19 protein-coding genes and 1 tRNA gene are annotated in these 23,854 nt (G+C 69.8%); 14 read left to right on the forward strand and 6 right to left on the reverse strand.

Annotated features, from left to right (window positions below):
• Nucleotides 1-97 precede the first annotated feature (97 nt).
• Together ACN20J_RS14040 and ACN20J_RS14045 are read left to right on the forward strand one after the other, a co-directional pair.
• Nucleotides 98-958: a class I SAM-dependent methyltransferase gene (locus ACN20J_RS14040; protein ID WP_189840648.1), complete on the forward strand. Its 861-nt coding sequence runs from the start codon at nt 98-100 to the stop codon at nt 956-958.
• Nucleotides 959-974: 16 nt separating this feature from the next.
• A complete protein-coding gene (locus ACN20J_RS14045) occupies nt 975-3,617 on the forward strand; it encodes an ATP-dependent RNA helicase (protein WP_419666000.1) in 2,643 nt (880 codons plus the stop codon).
• A gap of 40 nt (nt 3,618-3,657) precedes the next feature.
• Here the strand turns inward: ACN20J_RS14045 and ACN20J_RS14050 are convergent, their stop codons facing one another.
• The 3 genes from ACN20J_RS14050 to ACN20J_RS14060 form a co-directional block, all read right to left on the reverse strand.
• Nucleotides 3,658-4,650, reverse strand: a complete 993-nt coding sequence (locus ACN20J_RS14050; protein WP_189840391.1) for a DUF3068 domain-containing protein — start codon at nt 4,648-4,650, stop codon at nt 3,658-3,660.
• A gap of 34 nt (nt 4,651-4,684) precedes the next feature.
• A complete protein-coding gene (locus ACN20J_RS14055) occupies nt 4,685-4,819 on the reverse strand; it encodes an SPW_0924 family protein (protein ID WP_143637639.1) in 135 nt (44 codons plus the stop codon).
• Between the two features lie 153 nt (nt 4,820-4,972).
• Entirely contained in the window at nt 4,973-6,685 is a 1,713-nt protein-coding gene (locus tag ACN20J_RS14060; protein WP_419666001.1) for a lytic murein transglycosylase, read from the reverse strand.
• 330 nt (nt 6,686-7,015) lie between these two features.
• On the opposite strand from ACN20J_RS14060, the gene ACN20J_RS14065 reads away from it, so the two are divergent.
• Nucleotides 7,016-7,870 (forward strand): DUF4184 family protein, encoded by an 855-nt coding sequence (locus ACN20J_RS14065; RefSeq protein ID WP_189840389.1) that lies wholly within the window; start codon nt 7,016-7,018, stop codon nt 7,868-7,870.
• On the opposite strand, the gene ACN20J_RS14070 is transcribed toward ACN20J_RS14065, so the two are convergent.
• On the reverse strand, nt 7,791-8,888 hold the full coding sequence (locus ACN20J_RS14070) for a serine hydrolase (RefSeq protein ID WP_419666002.1): 1,098 nt from the start codon (nt 8,886-8,888) through the stop codon (nt 7,791-7,793). The two genes, ACN20J_RS14065 and ACN20J_RS14070, sit on opposite strands and share 80 nt — an antisense overlap.
• Nucleotides 8,889-9,165: 277 nt before the next feature.
• Nucleotides 9,166-11,892 (reverse strand): DNA polymerase I, encoded by a 2,727-nt coding sequence (polA, locus tag ACN20J_RS14075; RefSeq protein WP_419666003.1) that lies wholly within the window; start codon nt 11,890-11,892, stop codon nt 9,166-9,168.
• 188 nt (nt 11,893-12,080) lie between these two features.
• Here polA and ACN20J_RS14080 point away from each other — a divergent pair, with 188 nt between their 5' ends.
• From ACN20J_RS14080 to ACN20J_RS14120, 9 genes are all read left to right on the forward strand, one after another.
• Nucleotides 12,081-14,384, forward strand: coding sequence for an FdhF/YdeP family oxidoreductase (locus tag ACN20J_RS14080; protein ID WP_419668880.1), 2,304 nt, complete (start codon nt 12,081-12,083; stop codon nt 14,382-14,384).
• 61 nt (nt 14,385-14,445) lie between these two features.
• Complete coding sequence (locus ACN20J_RS14085; protein ID WP_189840386.1) at nt 14,446-14,934, forward strand: PaaI family thioesterase; 489 nt, start codon at nt 14,446-14,448, stop codon at nt 14,932-14,934.
• A gap of 66 nt (nt 14,935-15,000) precedes the next feature.
• A complete protein-coding gene (locus ACN20J_RS14090) occupies nt 15,001-15,402 on the forward strand; it encodes a hypothetical protein (RefSeq protein ID WP_361921956.1) in 402 nt (133 codons plus the stop codon).
• On the forward strand, nt 15,399-16,031 hold the full coding sequence (locus ACN20J_RS14095; protein ID WP_189840384.1) for a Tat pathway signal sequence domain protein: 633 nt from the start codon (nt 15,399-15,401) through the stop codon (nt 16,029-16,031). Before ACN20J_RS14090 ends, ACN20J_RS14095 begins: the two co-directional genes overlap by 4 nt.
• A gap of 280 nt (nt 16,032-16,311) precedes the next feature.
• Entirely contained in the window at nt 16,312-17,547 is a 1,236-nt protein-coding gene (locus tag ACN20J_RS14100; protein ID WP_189840646.1) for a branched-chain amino acid ABC transporter substrate-binding protein, read from the forward strand.
• A gap of 111 nt (nt 17,548-17,658) precedes the next feature.
• A complete protein-coding gene (locus tag ACN20J_RS14105; protein WP_055615817.1) occupies nt 17,659-18,591 on the forward strand; it encodes a branched-chain amino acid ABC transporter permease in 933 nt (310 codons plus the stop codon).
• Nucleotides 18,592-18,596: 5 nt separating this feature from the next.
• Nucleotides 18,597-20,426, forward strand: a complete 1,830-nt coding sequence (locus ACN20J_RS14110; RefSeq protein ID WP_419666004.1) for a branched-chain amino acid ABC transporter permease — start codon at nt 18,597-18,599, stop codon at nt 20,424-20,426.
• A 5-nt stretch (nt 20,427-20,431) separates the two neighbouring features.
• Nucleotides 20,432-21,331, forward strand: coding sequence for an ABC transporter ATP-binding protein (locus ACN20J_RS14115; protein WP_189840382.1), 900 nt, complete (start codon nt 20,432-20,434; stop codon nt 21,329-21,331).
• Complete coding sequence (locus tag ACN20J_RS14120) at nt 21,328-22,044, forward strand: ABC transporter ATP-binding protein (protein ID WP_055615814.1); 717 nt, start codon at nt 21,328-21,330, stop codon at nt 22,042-22,044. Before ACN20J_RS14115 ends, ACN20J_RS14120 begins: the two co-directional genes overlap by 4 nt.
• A gap of 98 nt (nt 22,045-22,142) precedes the next feature.
• On the opposite strand, the gene ACN20J_RS14125 is transcribed toward ACN20J_RS14120, so the two are convergent.
• Nucleotides 22,143-22,799 carry an ANTAR domain-containing response regulator gene (locus ACN20J_RS14125; RefSeq protein ID WP_189840381.1) on the reverse strand — a complete coding sequence of 219 codons (657 nt, stop codon included), beginning with the start codon at nt 22,797-22,799 and terminating at the stop codon, nt 22,143-22,145.
• 102 nt (nt 22,800-22,901) lie between these two features.
• On the opposite strand from ACN20J_RS14125, the gene ACN20J_RS14130 reads away from it, so the two are divergent.
• Nucleotides 22,902-22,985 (forward strand) — tRNA-Leu (locus tag ACN20J_RS14130).
• Between the two features lie 86 nt (nt 22,986-23,071).
• Nucleotides 23,072-23,848, forward strand: coding sequence for a helix-turn-helix domain-containing protein (locus ACN20J_RS14135; RefSeq protein WP_419666005.1), 777 nt, complete (start codon nt 23,072-23,074; stop codon nt 23,846-23,848).
• The last annotated feature ends 6 nt before the right edge of the window (nt 23,849-23,854 follow it).

The raw sequence follows: 23,854 nt of genomic DNA on the forward strand, positions 1-23,854 counted from the left end.
ATACCCGGCACAAGACCTGTCTCACGAGGCCACGAGGGCCCTGCGGCGCCCCTTGTGTGACGACCGTCGGGGACGGGTCTGACGGAAGAGCCCGCAGATTAGTACGAGGGAGCCGATCATCCAAGAGCCCGAACAGTTCGAGCCCGAGGCGACACGACGGGAGGCGGGGTCCGGCGAGAGCACCCGCGCCAATCGTGGCTGGTGGGACCGGAACGCGGACGAGTACCAGGTCGAGCACGGCACGTTCCTCGGCGACGACCGTTTCGTGTGGGGCCCCGAGGGTCTCGACGAGATCGAGGCCGAGTTGCTCGGACCGATGGAGGAACTGGCCGGAAAAGACGTCCTGGAGATCGGCGCGGGTGCCGCCCAGTGCTCGCGCTGGCTGGCCGCCCAGGGGGCCCGCCCGGTCGCCCTGGACCTCTCGCACCGCCAGCTCCAGCACGCGCTGCGGATCGGCGCCAAGGGAGTGGGGCTCGTGGAGGCGGACGCCGGCGCACTCCCGTTCGCGGACGCCTCCTTCGACCTCGCGTGCTCCGCCTACGGGGCGATGCCGTTCGTCGCGGACCCCGTGAAGGTCCTGAAAGAGGTGCACAGGGTGCTGCGGCCCGGCGGCCGGTTCGTCTTCTCCGTCACACACCCGATCCGCTGGGCCTTCCCGGACGAGCCCGGCCCCGAGGGGCTGACCGTGACGTCCTCCTACTTCGACCGCACGCCGTACGTCGAGCAGGACGACGAGGGCCGCGCGGTGTACGTCGAGCACCACAGGACGGTCGGCGACCGCGTCCGGGACGTGGTGGCGGGCGGTTTCCGGCTGGTCGACCTGGTCGAGCCGCAGTGGCCCGCCTGGAACACCCAGGAGTGGGGCGGCTGGTCACCCCTTCGGGGAAACCTCATCCCGGGGTCGGCGATCTTCGTGTGCGAGCGAAGCGAGAAGGGGGCACCCCCGGCCGGAGGCTGAGGGAGAGACTGAGCATGTGATCCGCGACGACGCTCTGGACCTCCTGCCCGTACGTACTGCGCTGCCCCGCCTGACTGACGCCCTGGACGCGCACGGTGGTGCCGTGCTGGTCGCGCCGCCCGGCACCGGCAAGACGACCCTCGTGCCGCTCGTGCTCGCCGGTCTGGTCGGCGACGGGCCCGTACGCCGGGTCGTCGTCGCCGAGCCGCGGCGGATCGCGGCGCGGGCAGCCGCGCGGCGGATGGCGTGGCTGCTGGGCGAGAAGCCCGGCGAGAGCGTCGGGTACACGGTGCGCGGGGAGCGGGTGGTCGGTCCACGCGCGCGCGTGGAGGTCGTCACGACCGGTGTGCTGCTGCAACGGCTGCAGCGGGACCAGGAGCTGGCGGGCGTCGACGTGGTCGTGCTCGACGAGTGCCACGAACGGCATCTCGACGCCGACACGGTGGCCGCGTTCCTGCTGGACGTACAGGCCGCCCTGCGCCCCGAGTTGCGGTTGGTGGCCGCCTCCGCGACGACCGACGCCGAGGGGTGGGCGAGGCTGCTGGGCGAGGTGCCGGTGGTCGAGGCGCAGGGTGTGTCCCACCCGGTCGAGGTGGTCTGGGCACCGCCCGTACGCCCCGTGCGTCCGCCGCACGGCATGCGGGTGGACCCGGTGCTGCTGACGCATGTGGCGTCGGTGGTGCGGCGGGCCCTTTCCGAACGCGACGGGGACGTCCTGTGCTTCCTGCCCGGTGTCGGGGAGATCGCGCGGGTCGCCGGGCAGCTCGGCGGGCTCGGCGACGTCGAGGTGCTTCAGGTGCACGGCCGGGCGCCGGCCGCGGTGCAGGACGCAGTGCTGTCCGGGGGTACGCGGCGCCGGGTGGTCCTCGCGACATCGGTGGCCGAGTCGTCGCTGACGGTTCCGGGGGTGCGGGTGGTCGTGGACTCCGGTCTGGCGCGGGAGCCGCGCGTCGATCACGCGCGCGGGCTGAGCGCGTTGGCGACGGTACGGGCCTCGCAGGCGGCCGGTCGGCAGCGGGCGGGGCGCGCCGGGCGTGAGGCCCCGGGTGCCGTGTACCGGTGCTGGGCGGAGGCGGAGGACGGGCGGCTGTCGCGTTTCCCGGCGCCGGAGATCAAGGTGGCCGACCTGACGGCGTTCGCCCTCCAGGCGGCCTGCTGGGGCGATCCCGACGCCTCGGGGCTGGCTCTGCTGGATCCGCCGCCGGGAGGCGCCATGGCGGCCGCTCGGAGCGTTCTGGAGGCCATCGGTGCGGTGGGCTCCGACGGGCGTCCGACGGAGCGGGGGGTACGGATGTCGCGGCTCGGGCTGCATCCGCGGCTGGGGCGGGCGTTGCTGGACGCGGGGCACTCCGTGGGCGCTGAGCTTGCCGCGGAGGTGGTTGCCCTCTTGAGTGAGGAGCCGCCGCGGGAGTACGGGGATGATCTTGCCGCTGCCTTGCGCGGTGCCCGGCGTGGGGGTGACGCCTATGCCGGGCGGTGGCGTACGGAGGTTCGGCGGCTGCGGGCCGCGTCGGCGCCCGCGCCTTCGGCGCGGAATCTCTCCCGCCCGCACACCACCCGTGAACGTCGCCCGGGGGAACCGAGCGCCGACGCTCCGAGCGGGGGCGGCATGCCCGACCCAGAAGCGTCGTTCGACGCCCGTCGGCCGTCCACCGCTGGTCGCACTGAAGGGGTGCGGCAAACCACCGACGATCACGCCGTCGGGCTCGTCGCCGCTCTTGCCTTTCCCGAGCGGGTTGCCCGGAGGCAAGGGGGCTCCTTTCTCATGGTGTCCGGTACTCGGGCCGAGGTGGGTGACGGGAGTGGGCTGCGGGACGCGTCCTGGATCGCTGTCGCCGTCGCCGATCGGCCCGTTGGTGCGGGGCACGCGCGCGTGCGGCTCGGGGCCGTGGTGGACGAGGGGGTCGCGCGCGAGGCGGCCGGGGCCCTGTACGGCAAGGGCGACGAGGTGCGCTGGGCCGACGGGGACGTCGTGGCGCGGCGGGTCGAGCGGCTGGGCGCGGTGGAGCTGGCGGTACGGCCGTTGCGGAACGCCGAGCCCGGGCTCGTACGGGAGGCGCTTCTTGAGGGGTTGAGGGACGAGGGGTTCGGGGTGCTGCGGTGGTCCCGGGACGCCGAAGTGCTGCGGCAGCGGCTCGGGTTCCTGCACCACCGGCTCGGTGCTCCCTGGCCCGATGTGTCGGACGACGCGCTGCACGCGCGCGTGGACGAGTGGCTGGAGCCGGAGTTGGGCCGGGCCCGGCGGCGGGCGGATCTGGAGCGGATCGACGCCGGGCAGGCGCTGGCCCGGCTGTTGCCGTGGGCGTCCGGGGAGGCGGCCCGGTTCGACGAGTTGGCGCCGGAGCGCATCGAGGTGCCGAGCGGGTCCAGGATCCGGGTCGACTACGCGGATCCCGAACGGCCCGTGCTGGCGGTGAAGTTGCAGGAGATGTTCGGGGCGCGAGAGTCGCCGGCCGTCGCCGGGGTGCCCGTGGTCGTGCATCTGCTGTCGCCCGCGGGCCGCCCGGCGGCCGTGACGTCCGACCTGGTGTCCTTCTGGCGGGACGGCTACCGGGGCGTACGGGCGGAGCTGCGCGGCCGGTATCCGAAGCACCCCTGGCCCGAGGACCCCGCGACCGCCGAACCGACCCGCCACACGAACGCACGCCTCAGGCGCTGACGGGCAGCCCTGGTCCAGGCACTGACGAACGCCCGCCGGTTCAGGCGCCGACCGGTTCCGGTTCGCGGGTCTCCGTAGGCGTGGGATCTCCGGGGCGGCGGCTGCGGGCCTCCAGGTAGAGGGAGAGTGACAGCAGGCCGGCGCCCAGGATCAGGAAGCCCCACGGCAGGTACGAGGTCATCAGCAGGACGAGCAGCCGCTGGGACTTGACCAGGTCGACCGTCGAGCGGATGTAGTCCTCGCGCATCTTCACGTGCCCGGCGAAGGCGGTCACCTTCTCGCGGCCCCCGAGGAGGGTGCCGCCGCGCAGCTCCTCCTTGTGGATCTCTTCTCCGTAGACGGGTGCCCCGGTGGTCGGTTCGACCCAGAACTTGCGGACCGTGGTGTACCAGCGGGTCGTGCCCGTCTTGGCGACCGACTCCGGAGTGATGCCTTCGACGGGCATGATCTGCGGGAAGGGCACCTTGGTCCAGGGGATGGTCTGCTCGAAGTAGTAAACGTTTACGCCCCGGAAGTCCTGCTCGCCCTCGTAGTGGATCGGCGCGGTGATGCGGGCCTGTGCGTCGAAGTACTCGTAGTCCCTCTTCTCCGTGAGGAAGGGCCACTTGAACTCGATGCCCTCGCGCTTGACGGGGTCGCCGTCGACCATCTCGCCGGTGGCGTGGACGGGTTCCTGGGTGTGCGCGTCGAAGATGTAGCGCTCGGGGATCTTGGAGACCATCTTGCCGTCGGGGCCCTGGACGTAGGAGAGGCCGTCCCAGACGACGACGTCGCGGCCCGCGGTCTTCTCGATCTTCTCGGAGGCCTCGACGTTGCCCTTGAGGGTCTGGACGATGGTGACCTTGTCGACCTTCTTGGCCTTCATCGTTCCGTAGTCGAGGAGGGTCGCGTCCTTCGCCTCCAGGACCATGTCCTGGTACTGGTCGGCCGGGATCTTGGCGAGGCGCGGGAAGGCGTACCAGCGCATCAGCGGGGACAGCGCCGCGAAGAACACGGCGAGGGCGAGCAGGATCAGGCTGGCCTTGCGGCGCATCTCGGCGGCCCTCCCTGTGCGTTGGGGGTGTGCGTCACGGGTGGCTGGGGATGGTGGTGAGCAGCGGCTTGGGGGACGTCTTGCCCGCCGGTGAGCCCATGGCCGTGATGGTGAGGACGAGGGCGAGCGCGACGGCGAGACCGGTCGCGGCGGCGATCAGGGCACGCATGCGGGGCCTCCCGACTCGGCGAAGCTGATACATCGTCAGGTCGGGCACCGTAGCAACGGGCGGGCGAGATGAGAACACGTTGCACACACAGAACGGCGGTGCTCCTCCACCCGGCCGGGTGGAGGAGCACCGCCGTTCTGAATGCCTACGAGGCTACGAGGCGGAGGGGCTCGGTGAGGAGGAGGGAGCGGCCGTCACCTTCAGCTCGACCGTCAGCGTGGCGCCGCCGGTGGTGTTGATGCGGAGCAGGAACGTGCCGGCCGTGTCGTCCGCGTACAGCTTCGGCAGCTTCAACAGGCCGTTCGCGTCCGTCTTGAGGCCCGCGAGGGTCCGTACGGTCTTGCCGTCGGCGTCCTTGAAGTAGGGGCCCTTGTCGTTGGCGGTCGCGTCGTCCGCCGCCTTGATGAGTGTGGCGGTGGCCTCGACGCCGTCCGCGGCGGCACCCTTGTAGGTGGCCTTCAGCTCGACCTGGTCCGCGAACTCGCCGCCCGCGACGCAGGTCAGCGCGGTGTCGCCGGTACGGGCGAGGGCGTCGGCCTGGCGCGCGGTGACCGTCGCCTTGTAGTCGAGGCCGGAGACGGCACGGCCGACGACGGTGGCGCGGACCGTGAAGTCGCCCGTCTTCTCACCGGCCTTGAGCGCGGGCGCGGTGGCCACGCCGGAGCTGTTGGTGACGACGGTCGCGACGCTCTCGCCGCCGGTGAAGACGGAGTCGGTGTCACCGACGATCGTGAACCGGACCCGGACCTTGGCGACGGCCTTGCCTGCCTCGGTCTCGGTGCGGGTGGCGATCTTCTCGGCGAAGGCGTCGCCCGCGGTCGCGGTGAGCTTGGCGGTGCCCGCGTCCTCCAGGTGGTCCACCGTGTCGGTGGGCGTGGCAGGGGTCGTCGGCGGTGTGCTCGGCGGCGGTGTCGTGGTGGGCGGCTTCGGGCTCGGGCTCGTGGAACCGCCGCCGCCCGGCGTCTGGGAGCTGGGCGGGGTCGTGCCCGGCGAGGTCGGCGTCGGCGTCGGGGAGGAGCTCGACCCGTTGTTGTCGTCGCTGCGGCCGGAGGGCAGCGTGCCCGTGCCGTCCGGGACCTCGTGGGTGCCCTTGCGGTAGTACTCCAGCCACGACAGGACCGTGTTCAGGTAGTGCGTCGAGTTGTTGTAGCTAAGGATCGCGCGCCTGAGGTCGGCCTTGTCGGACAGGTCCCAGCCGAACCGGCACAGATAGCCGCCGGCGGCGAGGGCCGCGTCGTAGATGTTGTTGGGGTCCTTCTTGCCGTCACCGTTGCCGTCGCGGCCCGACCACTCCCAGGTGGAGGGGATGAACTGCATGGGGCCGACTGCACGGTCGTGGGTGGTGTCCCCGTCGTACGCGCCGCCGTCGGTGTCGGTGATCCTCGCGAAGCCGTTGCCGTTGAGGACCGGGCCGAGGATCGGGGTGATCGTGGTGCCGTTGGCGTCGACGCGGCCGCCGCGGGCCTGGCCGGACTCGACCTTGCCGATGGCGGCGAGGAGTTGCCAGGGCAGGTTGCAGCCGGGCTTGGATTCGCCCAGTGCCGCCTCGGCCTTCTTGTAGGCGTCGAGGACGGTCGCGGGTATGCCTGCCTCGGCCTCGCCCGTGCCGGTCGGCGTTCCGGTGCCCGTGGTGGGCGTCGGGGTGGGGCTGTTGAGCGGCGGGAGGTCGGTGTAGTACGGCGAGTTGCCGGTGGCGCTGTTGTCGGCGTCCGGGTCGGACGAGGGCTGGGAGCCGGTGCTCTGTCTGCCCTGGGCGGTGTCGGTCACGCCCGGCGCCTGGGACGCGGACAGCGCCGCGACCGCGACCGCGGCCACAGCGGTGGTTGCCGCCCCCTTGACAACTCGCCTGCCGAATTGCGCCGCCATTGCGTGAACCCCTCCCGTGGACGATCGCCCGCGCCTCGCGCGTTTCCTGTTGTCCGGCCGCACTCCCCCGTACGGCGACCCAGGCGACCCTACGACAACTTCCGTTGCGCAGACACCCGTTCGTGCCCGTTTTTCACCGGTTGGCCATATCGCGTTTCTCCTGCCCTGGCGTCCAGGGGGCATGCGGGACGGACGGGAACTGCCGACCGCATACTGAGCGTCATCGATCAAGGGACCGCCCGGACCGACCGGACCGTTCGGGGCCGACAGGCCGTCGCGCGCGGTCGGTCGCGGTCAGTCGCGGTCAATGTCCGTTCGCAAGGAGCCCCGTTGCCGTTCACCCTCAGCCATGCCGCTGCCGTTCTGCCGGCCGTGCGCACCGACGGGACCGGACGCGGCCGACTGGTTCCGGCCCTCCTCGTGGCCGGTTCGTTCGCGCCCGACATGACGTACTACGCGGCGAGTGTGCTGCCGGAGGCCATGGAGTTCGGCGACTTCACACACTCCTTCACCGGGGTGTTCACGGTCGATGTGCTGGTCGCCTGGGCGCTCGTGGGTGCCTGGCTGGTGCTGCGCGAGCCGTTGGTGGCTCTGCTGCCGCTGCGTCGACAGAAGCGGGTCGCGGCTCTCCTGCGCTGCGGTGCGCCGCGCGCCCGCGTCCGGCCCGCGCTGGCCCTGTGGTGGTACGTGTCCGCGGTGGTCGGTTCCCTGACGCATGTCGTGTGGGACGCGTTCACGCATCTCGACCGGTGGGGCATGCGGGTCTTCCCGGTCCTCGGGCAGGAGATCGCGGGCTCGCCGCTCTACTGGTATCTGCAGTACGGCGGTTCGGCGGTCGCCGCCGTGGTGATCGCCGCCTTCGTCGTGGTCGCCCTGCGACGGCAGCACGACACCGAGCCCGTGGGGGTGCCGGTGCTGTCCGTACGGGACCGGTGGCTCGCGGCGGCCGTGATCGGTGGCTGCGCGACGGTGGCCGCGGTGCGGCGGGCGACGCGCTGGTGGGACCACTGGTCGGCCGACGCGAAGCCCTGGGAGCTGATTCCCACCGTCTGCTTCGGGGCGGGGGCCGGTCTTGCCGTCGGACTCGCACTGTACGGCGTGGCGGTCAGGGTGTGGCGTCCGGCTCCGGCTCGTCCCAGCCCGGCAGCGATTCGTACGGAGCCGAGCCGTCCGACTCCTCGCTGATCGCGGTCTCCGGGGTGAGGTCCCGGCCGACTCCGCGCCCCTGGCCCAGGCCCCGGTGCACGGCCTGGGCTATGCGCTCGATGGTGCGCACGCCGTACGCCATCGTGGGGTTGTCGTGGGACAGGACGACGATGCGGTAGCCGCGGCCCTCGCCGGTGAAGGCGCCGATGCTGTGGACGCGCCAGCCGTGGGTGGCTCTGGGCAGCCAGCCGTTCTTGACGTGTGCCGTCAGCCCTTGAGGCATGCCCGCGGGGACTCCCCAGCGCTGGTCCGCACGGACCTCTGAGAGCAGTTTCAGGCCGTAGGCGCGGGTGCGGAGGAAGGACTGGGCGTTCGTCAGTACGTCCAGCAGGCGCAGCTGGTCGGTGGCCGTGGTGCGGGTGAGGCCCCAGTAGCGGCCCGGGCCCAGAGCGGTGGCGGTGGTGCGGACGCGGGTGAGGAAGTCGTTCAGGTAGGTGCGGCCCAGGTCGGCCCACAGGCGCGCGGCCGAGTCGTTGTCGGAGCTGACGATCATGGGGCGTACGTTCGTCTCCTCCCACTGGGTGAGTCGGCGTCCCAGCTCCTCGGCGCGGCGCAGCAGGCCTTCCATCATCAGCACCTTGACGACGCTCGCCGAGTCGTACTGCCGCTCGGCCGCGCGTGCGCAGGTCAGCCCGGAGTCGTCCTGCACCGCTACGGAGACCGTGCCGTCCCTCGACGACAGGGCCGCCTGGATGTCCTGGGCCAGCCGGGTCGCCAGATCAGGGGCATGGGGGGCCTGGCAGGTGACGGTGTCGGTGGGGTCGGCCGAGAAGGCGTGATGGCCCGTGGCGCCCTGCCGGAGGTACCAGTCGGTCCAGGCGGCCGTGTCCACCGGGACGCGTCTGGTCGTGGCGCCGGCCGGGATTCTGGGGCTGGCCGCGGTGGCCGCGACGGCGGGGACCGGGGTGAGGAGGACGGAAGCGAGGGCTGCGACGAGGGCGGTACGGCAGTGTCGTACGTACCGCACGCGCTGTATGTGTCGTATGTGAGGACCCATGCCCGCATCCTTGCGGGGTGCTCCGCTGGGGGCTTCTGGTCGGGGGCCACGTGGGTGACGGGCCCTCCGGGGGTTGGGGGTCGGGGGCTCGGGAGGGCGTTGGATGGCGGGTGCGGGTGGGTTTGGGCTGGGTGCGCGGTTCCCCGCGCCCCTAAAGACCTAAAAGACCTAGGGGCGCGGGGGACTGCGCACTCAGCCCTCACCGGACCCGCACCCAAGCACACCGCCCCGAACCCCGACCCACCCGCAGCCGAATACCGCGCCCCCAGCGGAGCGTCTAGTGGGCCGCCGATTCCCAGTCCGGGCCCGAGCCGACCGAGACGTCCAGGGGGGCCCGGAGGTGCACGGCGTTGGCCATCTCGTGGCGGACCAGTTCCTCGGTCTTCGCGCGCTCGCCGGGGGCGATCTCCAGGACGATTTCGTCGTGGACCTGGAGGAGCATGCGGGACTTGAGGTCGGCTTCCCTGAGCGCCCGGTCGACGTTCAGCATGGCGATCTTGACGATGTCCGCCGCCGTGCCCTGGATCGGTGCGTTCAGAGCCATGCGCTCGGCGGCCTCGCGGCGCTGGCGGTTGTCGCTGTTGAGGTCGGGGAGGTAGCGGCGGCGCCCGAAGAGCGTGGCCGTGTAGCCCGTGGCCCGCGCCTCGTCGACCGCGCGGCGCAGATAGTCCCGTACACCGCCGAAGCGCTCGAAGTAGGTGTCCATCAGCGCGCGGGCCTCGCCGGCGTCGATGTTCAGCTGCTGGGAGAGGCCGAAGGCGGACAGGCCGTACGCCAGGCCGTACGACATGGCCTTGATCTTGCGGCGCATCTCCGCGTGGACGGCCGTGCCCTCCACGGAGAACACCTGGGAGGCGACGGTGGTGTGCAGGTCCTCGCCGGAGGTGAACGCCTCCAGGAGGCCCTCGTCCTCGGAGAGGTGGGCCATCACGCGCAGTTCGATCTGGCTGTAGTCGGCGGTCATGAGGGACTCGAAGCCCTCGCCGACGACGAAGCCGCGGCGGATCGCGCGGCCCTCCTCGGTGCGGACCGGGATGTTCTGCAGGTTCGGGTCCTGCGACGAGAGACGGCCCGTCGCTGCCACGGTCTGGTGGAACGTGGTGTGGATGCGGCCGTCCGCTGCGATCGTCTTGATCAGGCCCTCGACGGTGACGCGGAGCTTCGCCTGCTCGCGGTGGCGGAGCATGATGACCGGCAGTTCGTTGTCGGTCTGGCCGGCGAGCCAGGCGAGCGCGTCGGCGTCCGTCGTGTAGCCGGTCTTCGTCTTCTTCGTCTTGGGCAGGCCCAGTTCGCCGAAGAGGACTTCCTGGAGCTGCTTGGGCGAGCCGAGGTTGAACTCGTGCCCGGCAGCCGCGTGCGCCTCCTTCACGGCCTGCTGGACGGCGCCCGCGAACATCTGCTCCATGGCTTCGAGATGGGCCTTGTCGGCGGCGATGCCGTGGCGCTCCAGGCGGGCCAGGAGCACGGAGGTGGGCAGCTCCACGTCACGCAGCAGGTCGGCCGCGCCGACCTCCTTCAGGCGCTCCGTGAAGGCATCGCCCAGGTCGAGGATCGCGCGGGCCTGCACCATCAGGGCGTCGGCCTCGGCACCTTCGTCGGCGCCGAAGGCGAGCTGCCCGTCGGCCGTGGCGGCGGGGGCCAGCTCCCGGCCGAGGTACTCCAGGGACAGCGCGTCCAGGTCGAAGGAGCGGCGGCCCGGCTTGACGAGGTAGGCGGCGAGGGCGGTGTCCATGGAGACGCCCTCGATGCTCCAGCCGTGCTCGGCGGAGACCCGCATGGCGGCCTTGGCGTTGTGCAGGACCTTGGGCTTGTCGGGGTCTGCGAGCCAGGCCGCGAACGCGTTCTCGTCGGCCTCGTCCAGCTGGGACGGGTCGAACCACGCGGCGGCGCCGTCGGCCGCGGCGAGGGCGACCTCGGCGACCGAGCCCGTGCCGAGCGCCCAGGTGTCGACCGTGGCGACGCCGAGGACCGTGGTGCCGTGCTCGGCGAGCCACGGCTCGAGCTCGCCCGCGCCGATGACCGTGCCGTCCACGGCCACGCCCGCGGCGGCCGGCGGCCCGGCGTCCGCCTCCTCCGCCCCGGGGTCGACGGCGAGCAGCCGCTCGCGCAGCGAGGGGTTACGGATCTCCAGGGTGTCCAGGACCATCGCGACGGCCGTGCGGTCGTACGGAGCGCGCTCGAGGTCGGCGGCCGTCTTCGGCAGCTCGACGTCGCGCACCATCTCCGTGAGGCGGCGGTTGAGCTTGACCGCGTCCAGGTGGTCGCGGAAGTTCTGCCCGGCCTTGCCCTTGACCTCTTCGGCGCGCTCGACCAGCTCCGCGAACGACCCGAACTGGTTGATCCACTTCGCGGCGGTCTTCTCGCCGACCCCGGGGATGCCCGGGAGGTTGTCGGACGGGTCGCCGCGCAGGGCCGCGAAGTCGGGGTACTGCGCGGGCGTCAGTCCGTACTTCTCGAAGACCTTCTCCGGAGTGAAGCGCGTCAGCTCGGAGACGCCCTTCGTCGGGTAGAGCACGGTCGTGTGCTCGGAGACCAGCTGGAAGGAGTCGCGGTCGCCGGTGACGATCAGCACCTCGAAGCCCGCGGCCTCGGCCTGGGTGGCGAGCGTGGCGATGATGTCGTCCGCCTCGAAGCCGTCCACGGCGAACCGCTCGGCGTGCATCGCGTCCAGGAGCTCGCCGATCAGCTCGACCTGGCCCTTGAACTCGTCGGGGGTCTTGGACCTGTTCGCCTTGTACTCGGTGAACTCCTCTGAGCGCCATGTCTTGCGCGAGACGTCGAACGCCACCGCGAAGTGTGTGGGCGCCTCGTCGCGCAGCGTGTTGGCGAGCATCGACGCGAAGCCGTAGATCGCGTTCGTCGGCTGGCCCGTCGCCGTCGTGAAGTTCTCCGCGGGCAGCGCGAAGAACGCTCGGTACGCCAGCGAATGCCCGTCCATGAGCATCAGCCGCGGGCGTCCGCCGCCGGAGGTCTTCTCGGTCTTCTTCGATGCTGAATCTGCCACGCCCCCGATCCTGCCACGCCCCACTGACAGTCGGACCCGCCCCGCCCTCCACGACCGCCCTCGCGCCGTGTCCGTCACGCCTTTCGCACCGCGCGCGATCATCGCCCAGGACGGGCCGCGAACGTTGTCACCACCACGTGGGAGGATCGAAGGCGTACCTCATACGTGTGCTCGAAGAGGAGGCCGAGATGGCCGGCAAGCCGCCCCAGAGTGATCCGGTCCAGGACGCGCCCCAGGTCGCCGGCCCGAAGCACGCCGCCGCCGGACTGCCCGCGGTCGGGCACAGCCTGCGCATGGCCCAGCAGCAGATGGGTGTGAAGCGCACGGCGCTGACGCTGCTGCGGGTCAATCAGAAGGACGGCTTCGACTGCCCCGGCTGCGCCTGGCCCGAGCCGGAGCACCGGCACACGGCGGAGTTCTGCGAGAACGGCGCGAAGGCGGTCGCGGAGGAGGCCACCCTGCGCCGCGTGACCCCGGACTTCTTCGCCGCGCACACGGTCGCCGACCTCGCGACCCGCAGCGGCTACTGGCTGGGCCAGCAGGGCCGTCTCACCCAGCCCATGTATCTCGCGGAGGGCGCCGAGCGCTACGAGGCGGTGCCCTGGGAGCGCGCCTTCGACATCATCGCCGAGGAGCTCACCGCCCTCGCCTCCCCGGACGAGGCGCTGTTCTACACCTCGGGGCGCACCAGCAACGAGGCGGCGTTCCTGTACCAGCTGTTCGCCCGCGAGTTCGGTACGAACAACCTGCCGGACTGCTCCAACATGTGCCACGAATCGTCCGGTTCCGCACTGAACGAGACGATCGGCATCGGCAAGGGCAGCGTCCTCCTGGAGGACCTCTACAAGGCGGACCTGATCATCGTCGCCGGGCAGAACCCGGGCACCAACCACCCGCGCATGCTCTCCGCCCTGGAGAAGGCGAAGACGGGCGGCGCGAAGATCATCACGGTGAACCCGCTGCCCGAGGCGGGCATGGAGCGCTTCAAGAACCCGCAGACCCCGCAGGGCATGTTCAAGGGCGCCGCGCTCACCGACCTGTTCCTGCAGATCCGCATCGGCGGCGACCAGGCACTCTTCCGCCTCCTGAACAAGCTGATCCTCGCCGAGTCCGACAGCGCCTCCGGCGCGGGGTCGGGCGCCGTCGACAAGGCCTTCATCGACGAACACACCCACGGCTACCAGGAGTTCGCGGAGGCCGCCCGCGCCGCCGACTGGGACGAGACGCTCACCGCGACGGGCCTCACGCGCGAGCAGATCGACGAGGCCCTGCGCATGGTCCTCGCCTCCGAGCGCACGATCGTCTGCTGGGCCATGGGCCTCACCCAGCACAAGCACTCCGTGCCGACCATCCGCGAGGTCGTCAACTTCCTTCTGCTGCGCGGCAACATCGGCCGCCCGGGCGCGGGCGTGTGCCCGGTGCGTGGCCATTCGAACGTGCAGGGCGACCGCACGATGGGCATCTTCGAGCGCCCCGCGCCCGCGTTCCTGGACGCCCTGGAGAGGGAGTTCGGCTTCGCCCCGCCGCGCGGCCACGGCTACGACGTCGTACGGGCCATCCGCGCGATGCGCGACGACAAGGCGAAGGTCTTCTTCGCGATGGGCGGCAACTTCGTGTCGGCCTCCCCCGACACCGAGGTCACTGAGGCGGCCATGCGCCGCGCCCGCCTCACCGTGCACGTGTCGACGAAGCTCAACCGCTCGCACGCCGTCACGGGCGCGCGTGCCCTGATCCTGCCGACCCTCGGCCGCACCGAGCGCGATCTGCAGGGCAGCGGCGAGCAGTTCGTGACGGTCGAGGACTCCATGGGCATGGTGCACGCCTCACGCGGCCGTCTGGAGCCCGCGAGCGAGCACCTGCTGTCCGAGCCCGCCATCGTCGCCCGCCTCGCCCGCCGCGTCCTGGGCGACGAATCCCGTACGCCCTGGGAGGAGTTCGAGAAGGACTACGCGACCGTCCGCGACCGCATCGCGCGGGTGATCCCGGGCTTCGAGGACTTCAACGCGCGCGTGGCCGACCCGAACGGCTTCGCGCTGCCGCACGCCCCGCGCGACGAGCGCCGCTTCCCCACCGCCACCGGCAAGGCCAACTTCACGGCCGCGCCCGTCGAGTTCCCGAAGCTGCCGAAGGGCCGGCTCCTCCTGCAGACGCTGCGCTCGCACGACCAGTACAACACCACGATCTACGGCCTGGACGACCGCTACCGGGGCATCAAGAACGGCCGCAGGGTCGTCCTCGTCAACCCCGAGGACGCCCGCGAGCTCGGCCTCGCCGACGGCTCGTACACCGATCTGGTCGGTGAGTGGAAGGACGGTGTGGAGCGGCGCGCCCCCGGTTTCCGGGTCGTGCACTACCCGACGGCACGCGGCTGCGCGGCCGCGTACTACCCGGAGACGAACGTGCTGGTGCCGCTGGACGCCACCGCGGACACCAGCAACACGCCCGCCAGCAAGTCCGTCGTCGTGCGTCTGGAACAATCGGCAGCCAACTGAGCGTTCGCTTAGCGAGCGCGGCCGCTCGGGCGGCGTGATCGACGACGAAGGAGCAGAACCCATGGGCGAGCAGCACCACGCGAAGTTCCCGCAAGAGGTCATCGACGAGTACGCGGCGCTCGGCGTGGACCTGGTCGCCATGTTCTCCGCCGGACATCTCGGCACGCGCATGGGCGTCCAGGTCGTCGAGGCCTCCGCGGACCGCGTGGTGGGCACCATGCCGGTCGAGGGCAACACCCAGCCGTACGGGCTCCTGCACGGCGGTGCCTCCGCCGTGCTCGCCGAGACACTCGGCTCGGTCGGCGCCATGCTGCACGGCGGCAGCTCCAAGATCGCCGTCGGCGTCGACCTGAACTGCACCCACCACCGGGGCGCCCGTTCCGGCCTGGTGACCGGCGTGGCCACACCCCTGCACCGGGGCCGCTCGACCGCCACGTACGAGATCGTGATCAGTGACGAGGACGGGAAGCGGGTGTGCAGCGCGCGGCTGACGTGCATGCTGCGCGATGTGAACCCGAGCGACGCACAGCGCGTCAACGCGGCGAACTGACCCATCGGAAAACCGTTGCCCGCGGGCGGCGTTGATCCCGGGCACCCGGCGGCATAGCGTCATGGGATGGGAACGGGTGGCGCCCCCTGGCGGGGGCCGGTGCTTGCGCTGGTGCTCCTGACCGGCGCCCTGGCCACCGGGTGCGGCGAGTCCGGCCCGCGGGGCGGGGCAGCGGGCACGCGGGCCGCCTCCGGCACGCCGTCGGCCACACCTCCCGAGGACCTGTGCGCGCGGATCGTCGCCCACTGGTCGCGGGAGGTGCTGGACAGCGACACCTACGGGGACTACCAGTCGATGGGCCTGTCCAACGGGCAGTACGAGATCCTGATGGAGGTCGTGGACGCGGCCCGGGCCGAGAAGAAACGCTCCGGCGAACAGGCGGCGCGGGAACTGATCGACCGCGCCGCGCGCGAACGCTGCACGGAGCGGTACCGCGACGGCAATCCGACGGGAGGGCCCTGGAGTTGAGCGGCGTCGGTCCGGTCGAGCCGGGCGAGGGCACACACGCGTGGGACACCGTCGAACCGGCCCCGCCGCTCCTCCCCGGGACCCCGCGCGAACGTCTGACGAACCTGTACGCCCGGCACCGCCGAGCCGTCCTCGCGTCCGCCACCGCGGTCGCCCTCGTGGCGGGCGGCGGCTATCTCTTCGCCACCCGGCCCCACGACCCGCCACCGCCCGAAGCTCCCAACCCGTCCCAGGCGGTGTCCATCACCTACCTGGGCCAGGAGGGCACGCCCGCCGGCGCTCCGAGCAGAAGCTTCAGCTTCGCGGTGAAGGTCACCGCACTGGACGGACCCACGATCACCGTCGTGCGCATCTCGCAGCCCTACGCGAGCCTCTCGCTGACGTCGGTTCCACCCCCGCCGTTCCGGACCAAGCCCGGTTTCGGCCACAAGATCGTCGTCACGATGCATGTCACGGAATGCGCGAATGTGCCGTCAAACGCCGCTCTCCCTTTCCTGGACGTAACTCTGCGTAATACGCGCGCAATAGAGGACCACAGCTTCATCCTGGGTGAGCGCTATGCACACGACCTCTCGGGAGCCCTGCAAGTAGCCTGCAGCAACGACTCCCGGTCATCACCAAAACGGTAGGACGCTCCTGAAATGACCACGGCACGTCCTGCAGGTTCTCACTATGTGGACCGGACGAATCGGCCGGAATTCTGTCCATCCACCCACTGAGTACCGCTCTGCATTACCTCGTGTCATAACAAGAGCGTCACAGCATGACTCAGACTCTCCTCCACGTTCCCCCGACGCGCTTAGAGTCACGGCCAGTCACCGCGCCATCGGATTCGAATTATTTTCGGCCCAGCGCTCGACTCGGCCCGTTCCACGAGGAAGGGCCGTGCCAGGGAAAGGACTGCTGATCGTGCGTCAACGTTCGCTCATCGCCATCACCGCCGCGTTGGCGGCGGGAGCACTCACCCTCACCGCCTGTGGCTCGCGCGACGAGGACGGCGGCGGTTCGGACTCGAACGGCGGTGGCACCACCGTCGTCATCGGCGTCGACGCCCCGCTGACCGGCGACCTCTCCGCGCTGGGCCTCGGAATCAAGAACTCCGTGGACCTCGCCGCCAAGACGGCCAACAAGGAGAAGACCGTCGACGGCGTGACCTTCAAGGTCGAGGCCCTCGACGACCAGGCGCAGCCCTCCTCGGGCCAGCAGAACGCCACCAAGCTGGTCGCCGACAAGGACGTCCTCGGTGTCGTCGGCCCGCTGAACTCCTCGGTCGCCGAGTCCATGCAGAAGGTCTTCGACGACGCCAAGCTCGTCGAGGTCTCCCCCGCCAACACCAACCCGGCCCTGACCCAGGGCACGAAGTGGAACGGTGGCGAGAAGGCCCGCCCGTACAAGTCGTACTTCCGCACCGCGACCACGGACGCCATCCAGGGCCCGTTCGCCGCGCAGTACGTCTTCAACGACGCCAAGAAGAAGAGCGTCTACGTCATCGACGACAAGAAGACCTACGGTGCCGGCCTCGCCGCCACCTTCACCGAGGAGTTCAAGAAGCTCGGTGGCAAGGTCGTCGGTACGCAGCACATCGACCCCGACACCAAGGACTTCTCCGCCGTCGCCACGCAGGTGAAGAGCTCCGGTGCCGACGTCGTCTACTACGGCGGCGAGTACCCGCAGGCCGGCCCGCTCAGCAAGCAGATCAAGGCCGCAGGCGCCAAGATCCCGCTGGTCGGCGGTGACGGCATCTACAGCGCCGACTTCATCAAGCTGGCCGGCGCCAGCGGCACCGGCGACCTCGCCACCTCGGTCGGCGCGCCCGTCGAGGACCTCCCCTCCGCCAAGGAGTTCGTGTCCGCCTACAAGTCCGCGGGCTACAAGGAGGCCTACGAGGCGTACGGCGGCTACTCCTACGACTCGGCCTGGGCGATCATCGAGGCCGTGAAGAAGGTCGTCGAGGACAACGACGGCAAGCTTCCGGACGACGCCCGCGCCAAGGTCACCGAGGCCATGCAGGGCGTCACCTTCGACGGTGTGACCGGCAAGGTCGCCTTCGACGAGTTCGGTGACGCCACCAACAAGCAGCTCACCGTCTACTCCGTCGAGGGTGGTACCTGGAAGCCGGTGAAGTCCGGCACGTACGAAGGCTGATCCACACCCGCATCACCACCTGAGCCGCGCGGGGCGCTGCACCACAAGCGCCCCGCGCGGACTCGCATCCGGTCACATCCCTCGACTATCCGAACGCTCGGAGGACATGCGGTGAACGAACTGCCGCAGCAGCTGGTCAACGGCCTGCTACTGGGATCCATGTACGGGCTGGTCGCCATCGGCTACACGATGGTCTATGGCATCGTCCAGCTCATCAACTTCGCCCACGGCGAGATCTTCATGACCGGGGCCTTCGGCGCGCTCACGGTCTATCTGTACGTACTCCCCGACGGCACCACCATGTGGATCGCCCTGCCGCTCATGCTCGTCGGCGCCATCTTCGTCGCCGTCACCGTCGCAGTCGGAGCGGAACGGTTCGCCTACCGCCCCCTGCGCACCGCACCACGCCTGGCCCCCCTCATCACCGCCATCGGCCTCTCCCTGGCCCTGCAGCAGGCGGTATGGGCCTGGTACCCCAACGCCAAGTCGGCGCGGACCTTCCCGCAGATCGAAGGCGGCCCCTTCGAGATCGGCAGCGTCACCATCCAGACCGGTGACGTCTTCCTCTTCATCGCGGCCCCCATCAGCATGGCAGTCCTCGCCTACTTCGTCATGAAGACCCGGACCGGACGCGGCATGCAGGCCACCGCCCAGGACCCGGACACCGCCAAGCTCATGGGCATCAACACCGACCGCATCATCGTGGTCGCCTTCGCCCTCGGAGCCGCGTTCGCCGCCGTCGGAGGCCTCGCCTACGGCCTCAAGTACGGCCAGATCGACTTCCGCATGGGCTTCATCCTCGGCCTCAAGGCCTTCACCGCCGCCGTCCTCGGCGGCATCGGCAACATCTACGGAGCCATGATCGGCGGCGTCGTCCTCGGCCTCGCCGAGACCATGGCCACCGCCTACATCGCCGACGTCCCCGGCATGTCACAGCTCGGCGGCCAGTCCTGGGCCAACGTCTGGGCCTTCGTACTCCTCATCCTCGTGCTCCTCTTCAGGCCACAGGGCCTGCTCGGCGAGCGCGTCGCGGACAGGGCGTGAGACCTATGACCACACAGACCACCAGCCCCCAGACGCCCGCCAAGGAGCCGGCCGGCTCCACCGCCGGACTCATCGGCATCCCCCCGAACATCGGACGCGCCCTCGCCACCGGCGGCGGCATCCTCACCATCATCTCCACCTTCCTCGCCTGGACCTGGACCGCCGCATTCCCCGGCGACCTCACCGTCTACGGCTACCCCGGCGGCCTGCAGGTCCTCGTCCTCATCGGCGGCGCCCTCACCACGCTCTTCGGCCTCTCCTCCTACGGCATCAAGGGCCTGCGCTGGCTCACCCCCGCAGGAGCCGACAGCGCCATCAAGCTCGCCGCGCTCGCAGCGTTCGCCACCGCCTGGTACACGATCATCGCGATCAGCACCAAACTCGGCGGCCTGGCCAACCTCGAACCCGGCGGCTGGATCGTGGCAGTCGCCACCCTCACCGCACTGGTCGGCTCGCTCTCCCTGCCGTTCCAGCGGCCGGCGCCCGACCCCCACGACCCCGACGACACCGCCTGGGAGCAGTTCCGCCACCAGCGCCGGTACGACGTCACCGTCGTCAAGGCCGCCTTCGCCTCCGGCACAACCAAGGCCCCGGCCCACAAGCTGCCCGCGTACGCCGAAATCCTCGTCATCGTCGCCGCACTGGCCCTCGGCCTGACCGTCTTCACCTACGGCATCGGCACCGAGTACGACGAGCAGTTCATCGGCTTCCTCATCACCGCGGGCCTCGGCTTCGCCGCCGCCGCCAAGGCCGGACTCGTCAACAGGCTGTCCGCGCTCACCTCGAAGCACCGCAACGTCACCATGATCGGCGCGTTCGTCGCCGCCGCCGCATTCCCCTTCACCCAGTCCGACGACCAGTACGCGACCATCGGCGTCTACATCCTGATCTTCGCCACCGTCGCCCTCGGCCTCAACATCGTCGTCGGCCTCGCCGGACTCCTCGACCTCGGATACGTCGCCTTCCTCGGCGTCGGCGCCTACACCGCGGCCATGGTCTCCGGCTCCCCCTCCTCCCCCTTCGACATCCACCTGCCGTTCTGGGCCTCCGCCCTCCTCGGCGCGGCCGTCGCCATGGTCTTCGGCGTCCTCATCGGCGCCCCGACCCTCCGACTGCGCGGCGACTACCTCGCCATCGTCACCCTCGGCTTCGGTGAGATCTTCCGCATCACCGTCCTCAACATGGACGGCACCAGCGGACCCGACATCACCAACGGCTCCAACGGCATCTCCTCGATCCCGAACCTCAACATCCTCGGGTTCGACTTCGGCCAAGAGCACAGCATCGCCGGATTCACCATCGCGCGCTTCGCCAACTACTTCCTGCTGATGCTCCTCATCACGCTGGTCGTCGTGGTCGTCTTCCGCCGCAGCGGCGACTCCCGCATCGGCCGCGCCTGGGTCGCCATCCGCGAGGACGAGACCGCCGCGCTCGCCATGGGCATCAACGGCTTCCGCGTCAAGCTCATCGCCTTCGCCCTCGGCGCAGCCCTCGCCGGCCTCGCCGGATCCGTCCAGGCGCACGTCACCTACACGGTGACCCCCGAGCAGTACCAGTTCGCCCACGTCGTACCGCCCAACTCGGCCTTCCTGCTCGCAGCGGTCGTCCTCGGCGGCATGGGCACCATCAGCGGACCGCTCGTCGGCGCCGCACTGCTCTACCTGATCCCCGCCAAGCTCCAGTTCCTCGGCGACTACCAGCTCCTCGCCTTCGGCCTCGCGCTCGTCCTGCTGATGCGCTTCCGTCCGGAAGGCCTCATCCCGAACCGGCGCCGCCAGCTCGAATTCCACGAGGAAGCGGAAGCTCCCACAGTCCTCAGCAAGGCAGGGGCCTGACCACCATGACTACCGACATCACCACCAAGGGCGCCGCACCCGGCGCCACCGCCCCCGGCGAAACCGTGCTCGACGCACGCGGCGTCACCATGCGCTTCGGAGGCCTCACCGCCGTACGCAACGTCGACCTCCAGGTCAACGGCGGAGAGATCGTCGGCCTCATCGGCCCCAACGGCGCCGGCAAGACGACCTTCTTCAACTGCCTCACCGGCCTCTACATCCCCACCGAGGGAGAGGTCCGCTACAAGGGCACCGTCCTGCCGTCCCAGTCCTTCAAGGTCACGGCCGCCGGCGTCGCCCGCACCTTCCAGAACATCCGTCTCTTCGCCAACATGACGGTCCTGGAAAACGTGCTCGTCGGCCGCCACACCCGCACCAAAGAAGGACTCTGGTCCGCACTCCTGCGAGGACCCGGCTTCAAGAAGGCCGAAAAGGCCTCCGAAGACCGCGCCATGGAACTCCTCGAGTTCATCGGCCTCGCCGCCAAGCGCGACCACCTCGCGAGGAACCTCCCCTACGGCGAACAGCGCAAGCTCGAAATCGCCCGCGCCCTCGCCAGCGAACCCGGCCTGCTCCTCCTCGACGAGCCCACCGCCGGCATGAACCCGCAGGAGACCCGGGCCACCGAGGAACTCGTCTTCGCCATCCGGGACATGGGCATCGCCGTCCTCGTCATCGAGCACGACATGCGGTTCATCTTCAACCTCTGCGACCGCGTCGCCGTCCTCGTCCAGGGCGAAAAACTCGTCGAAGGCGACAGCGCCACCGTCCAGGGCGACGAACGCGTCATCGCCGCCTACCTCGGCGAACCCTTCGAAGACGCACCCGGCCAGGAGGAGCTCGCCGAGGTCGAAGCCGCCGAGGCACAGGCCGAAGCCGCGCCCCGCAAGGAGAACGACCGATGACCGCACTGCTCGAAGTCGAGGACCTCCGAGTCGCCTACGGCAAGATCGAAGCCGTCAAGGGCATCTCCTTCAAGGTCGACGCCGGCCAGGTCGTCACCCTCATCGGCACCAACGGCGCCGGCAAGACCACCACCCTGCGCACCCTCTCCGGCCTCCTCAAGCCCGTCGGCGGCCAGATCAAGTTCCAGGGCAAGTCACTCAAGAAGACCCCCGCCCACCAGATCGTCTCCCTCGGGCTCGCCCACTCCCCCGAGGGGCGGCACATCTTCCCCCGCATGACGATCGAGGACAACCTCCGCCTCGGAGCCTTCCTGCGCAGCGACAAGGCAGGCATCGACAAGGACATCCAGCGCGCCTACGACCTCTTCCCCATCCTCGGGGAACGCCGCAAGCAGGCCGCCGGAACCCTCTCCGGCGGCGAACAGCAAATGCTCGCCATGGGCCGCGCGCTCATGTCCCAGCCCAAGCTGCTCATGCTCGACGAACCCTCCATGGGCCTCTCGCCGATCATGATGCAGAAGATCATGGCCACGATCTCCGAACTCAAGTCCCAGGGCACCACCATCCTGCTCGTCGAGCAGAACGCCCAGGCAGCACTCTCGCTCGCCGACCAGGGACACGTCATGGAGGTCGGCAGCATCGTCCTCTCCGGATCCGGCCAGGACCTCCTCCACGACGAGTCGGTCCGCAAGGCGTACCTCGGCGAGGACTGAGCCGACGCTCGCAGCACGGCCACTCGCATACGGCTGAGGCCCGCACCCGATGACACGGGGTGCGGGCCTCAGCCGTACGTACGCTCGTTGCCGGTCGCTCAGCCCTTCGCGGCCTTCTTCTCGTCGGCGTCCTGGATGACCGCCTCGGCGACCTGCTGCATCGACATACGACGGTCCATCGAGGTCTTCTGAATCCAACGGAACGCGGCCGGCTCCGTCAGGCCGTACTCCGTCTGCAGCACCGACTTCGCACGATCGACGAGCTTCCGCGTCTCCAGACGCGTCGTGAGATCCTCGATCTCCTTCTCCAGCGCCTTCAACTCCGTGAAGCGCGAGACGGCCATCTCGATCGCCGGAACGACATCGCTCTTGCTGAACGGCTTCACCAGATACGCCATCGCACCGGCGTCACGCGCCCGCTCGACGAGGTCGCGCTGCGAGAACGCGGTGAGCATCAGCACCGGGGCGATGGACTCCTCGGCGATCTTCTCCGCGGCGGAGATGCCGTCGAGCTTCGGCATCTTCACATCGAGGATGACGAGGTCGGGGCGGTGCTCCCGGGCGAGCTCGACGGCCTGCTCACCGTCACCGGCCTCGCCCACGACCGTGTATCCCTCTTCTTCGAGCATCTCCTTGAGGTCGAGACGGATCAACGCCTCGTCCTCGGCGATGACGACACGGGTCGTCAGCGGAGGCACGTGCGACTTGTCGTCGTCGGGCGCGTCTACGGGCTGGGGCGACTCGGGGGCGGTCACGGGGGCTCCTTGGTACGGGCCGGGCAGTGCTGCTGCTCAAGAGCCTACCTAGCTGCAGCCAAGTGCGGTGACCCGGTACACTTCCCGGCAGCTACACAGCTTGCCCGGTTGGAGGAACTGGTCAGACTCGCGGCACTCAAAATGCCGTGCCCTTTGGGCATGTGGGTTCGAATCCCACACCGGGCACCTTTGCAAGAAAGCGGATGTTCACGTTCTCGTGAATGTCCGCTTTTTGTTGCGTACGGTCGCGATCAGTAACACAGAGTAGATGCATGGATTTTCATTGCGCTGAGGTGCGACAGAAGGCGCTGACTCTTCTGCGAGACGGGGTCAGGAATGCCGACGTGGCGCGGCAACTCAACGTCCCGGCAGGAACGATCGGGAAGTGGCTCCACGTGGACCGTACAAAACGCGGAGAGTGCCCCGGCCGACAGGTTCCGAAGTGCCCCAGGTGCGACGACCAACCGCTTGACGAGGTTGCATACGCCTACCTGCTGGGCCTGTATCTGGGCGATGGCTACATCGTCCAGTGGTCTGGCCACCGCAGCCCCAGTCTTGTCATCACTTGCGATGACTCATGGCCCGGCCTCATGGATGAGTGCGAACGGGCCATGCGTGCCGTCTTCCCCAGCAACTCAGTCTGTCGCGCGCGCAAGGTCGGCTGCCACGACGTGAAGCTCAGCTCCAACCATCTCCGCTGCTTGTTCCCACAACACGGCCCCGGCAAGAAGCATGAGCGCCAAATCACCCTCGAACCATGGCAGCAACGAATCGTCGGCACCAACCCCTGGGCCTTCATTCGCGGACTTGTCCACTCCGACGGCTGTCGTCTGACCAACTGGACCACACGCGTGATCGCAGGCGACAAGAAGCGCTACGAATATCCCCGATACTTCTTCACCAACCTCTCGGCGGACATCAGGCAGCTCTACACCGACACCCTCGACGCAGTCGGCGTCGATTGGAGGCAAGCGAACTCACGCAACATCTCCGTCGCCCGCCGCGCCTCCGTAGCCCTCATGGACACCCACGTGGGCCCCAAGTACTGACCCCCA

The organism is Streptomyces sp. 2-1, from assembly GCF_048564895.1.
GTDB classification, from domain to species: Bacteria; Actinomycetota; Actinomycetes; order Streptomycetales; family Streptomycetaceae; genus Streptomyces; species Streptomyces phaeochromogenes.

Bases quoted from the DNA above. Each gene is read 5' to 3' on its own strand.
- ACN20J_RS14110 (WP_419666004.1), top strand. From the start codon at position 18,597: ATGACCACACAGACCACCAGCCCCCAGACGCCCGCCAAGGAGCCGGCC.
- ACN20J_RS14120 (WP_055615814.1), top strand. From the start codon at position 21,328: ATGACCGCACTGCTCGAAGTCGAGGACCTCCGAGTCGCCTACGGCAAG.
- ACN20J_RS14050 (WP_189840391.1), bottom strand. From the start codon at position 4,650: ATGCGCCGCAAGGCCAGCCTGATCCTGCTCGCCCTCGCCGTGTTCTTC.
- ACN20J_RS14085 (WP_189840386.1), top strand. From the start codon at position 14,446: ATGGGCGAGCAGCACCACGCGAAGTTCCCGCAAGAGGTCATCGACGAG.
- ACN20J_RS14060 (WP_419666001.1), bottom strand. From the start codon at position 6,685: ATGGCGGCGCAATTCGGCAGGCGAGTTGTCAAGGGGGCGGCAACCACC.
- ACN20J_RS14070 (WP_419666002.1), bottom strand. From the start codon at position 8,888: ATGGGTCCTCACATACGACACATACAGCGCGTGCGGTACGTACGACAC.
- ACN20J_RS14135 (WP_419666005.1), top strand. From the start codon at position 23,072: ATGGATTTTCATTGCGCTGAGGTGCGACAGAAGGCGCTGACTCTTCTG.
- ACN20J_RS14055 (WP_143637639.1), bottom strand. From the start codon at position 4,819: ATGCGTGCCCTGATCGCCGCCGCGACCGGTCTCGCCGTCGCGCTCGCC.
- ACN20J_RS14115 (WP_189840382.1), top strand. From the start codon at position 20,432: ATGACTACCGACATCACCACCAAGGGCGCCGCACCCGGCGCCACCGCC.
- ACN20J_RS14080 (WP_419668880.1), top strand. From the start codon at position 12,081: ATGGCCGGCAAGCCGCCCCAGAGTGATCCGGTCCAGGACGCGCCCCAG.
- ACN20J_RS14090 (WP_361921956.1), top strand. From the start codon at position 15,001: ATGGGAACGGGTGGCGCCCCCTGGCGGGGGCCGGTGCTTGCGCTGGTG.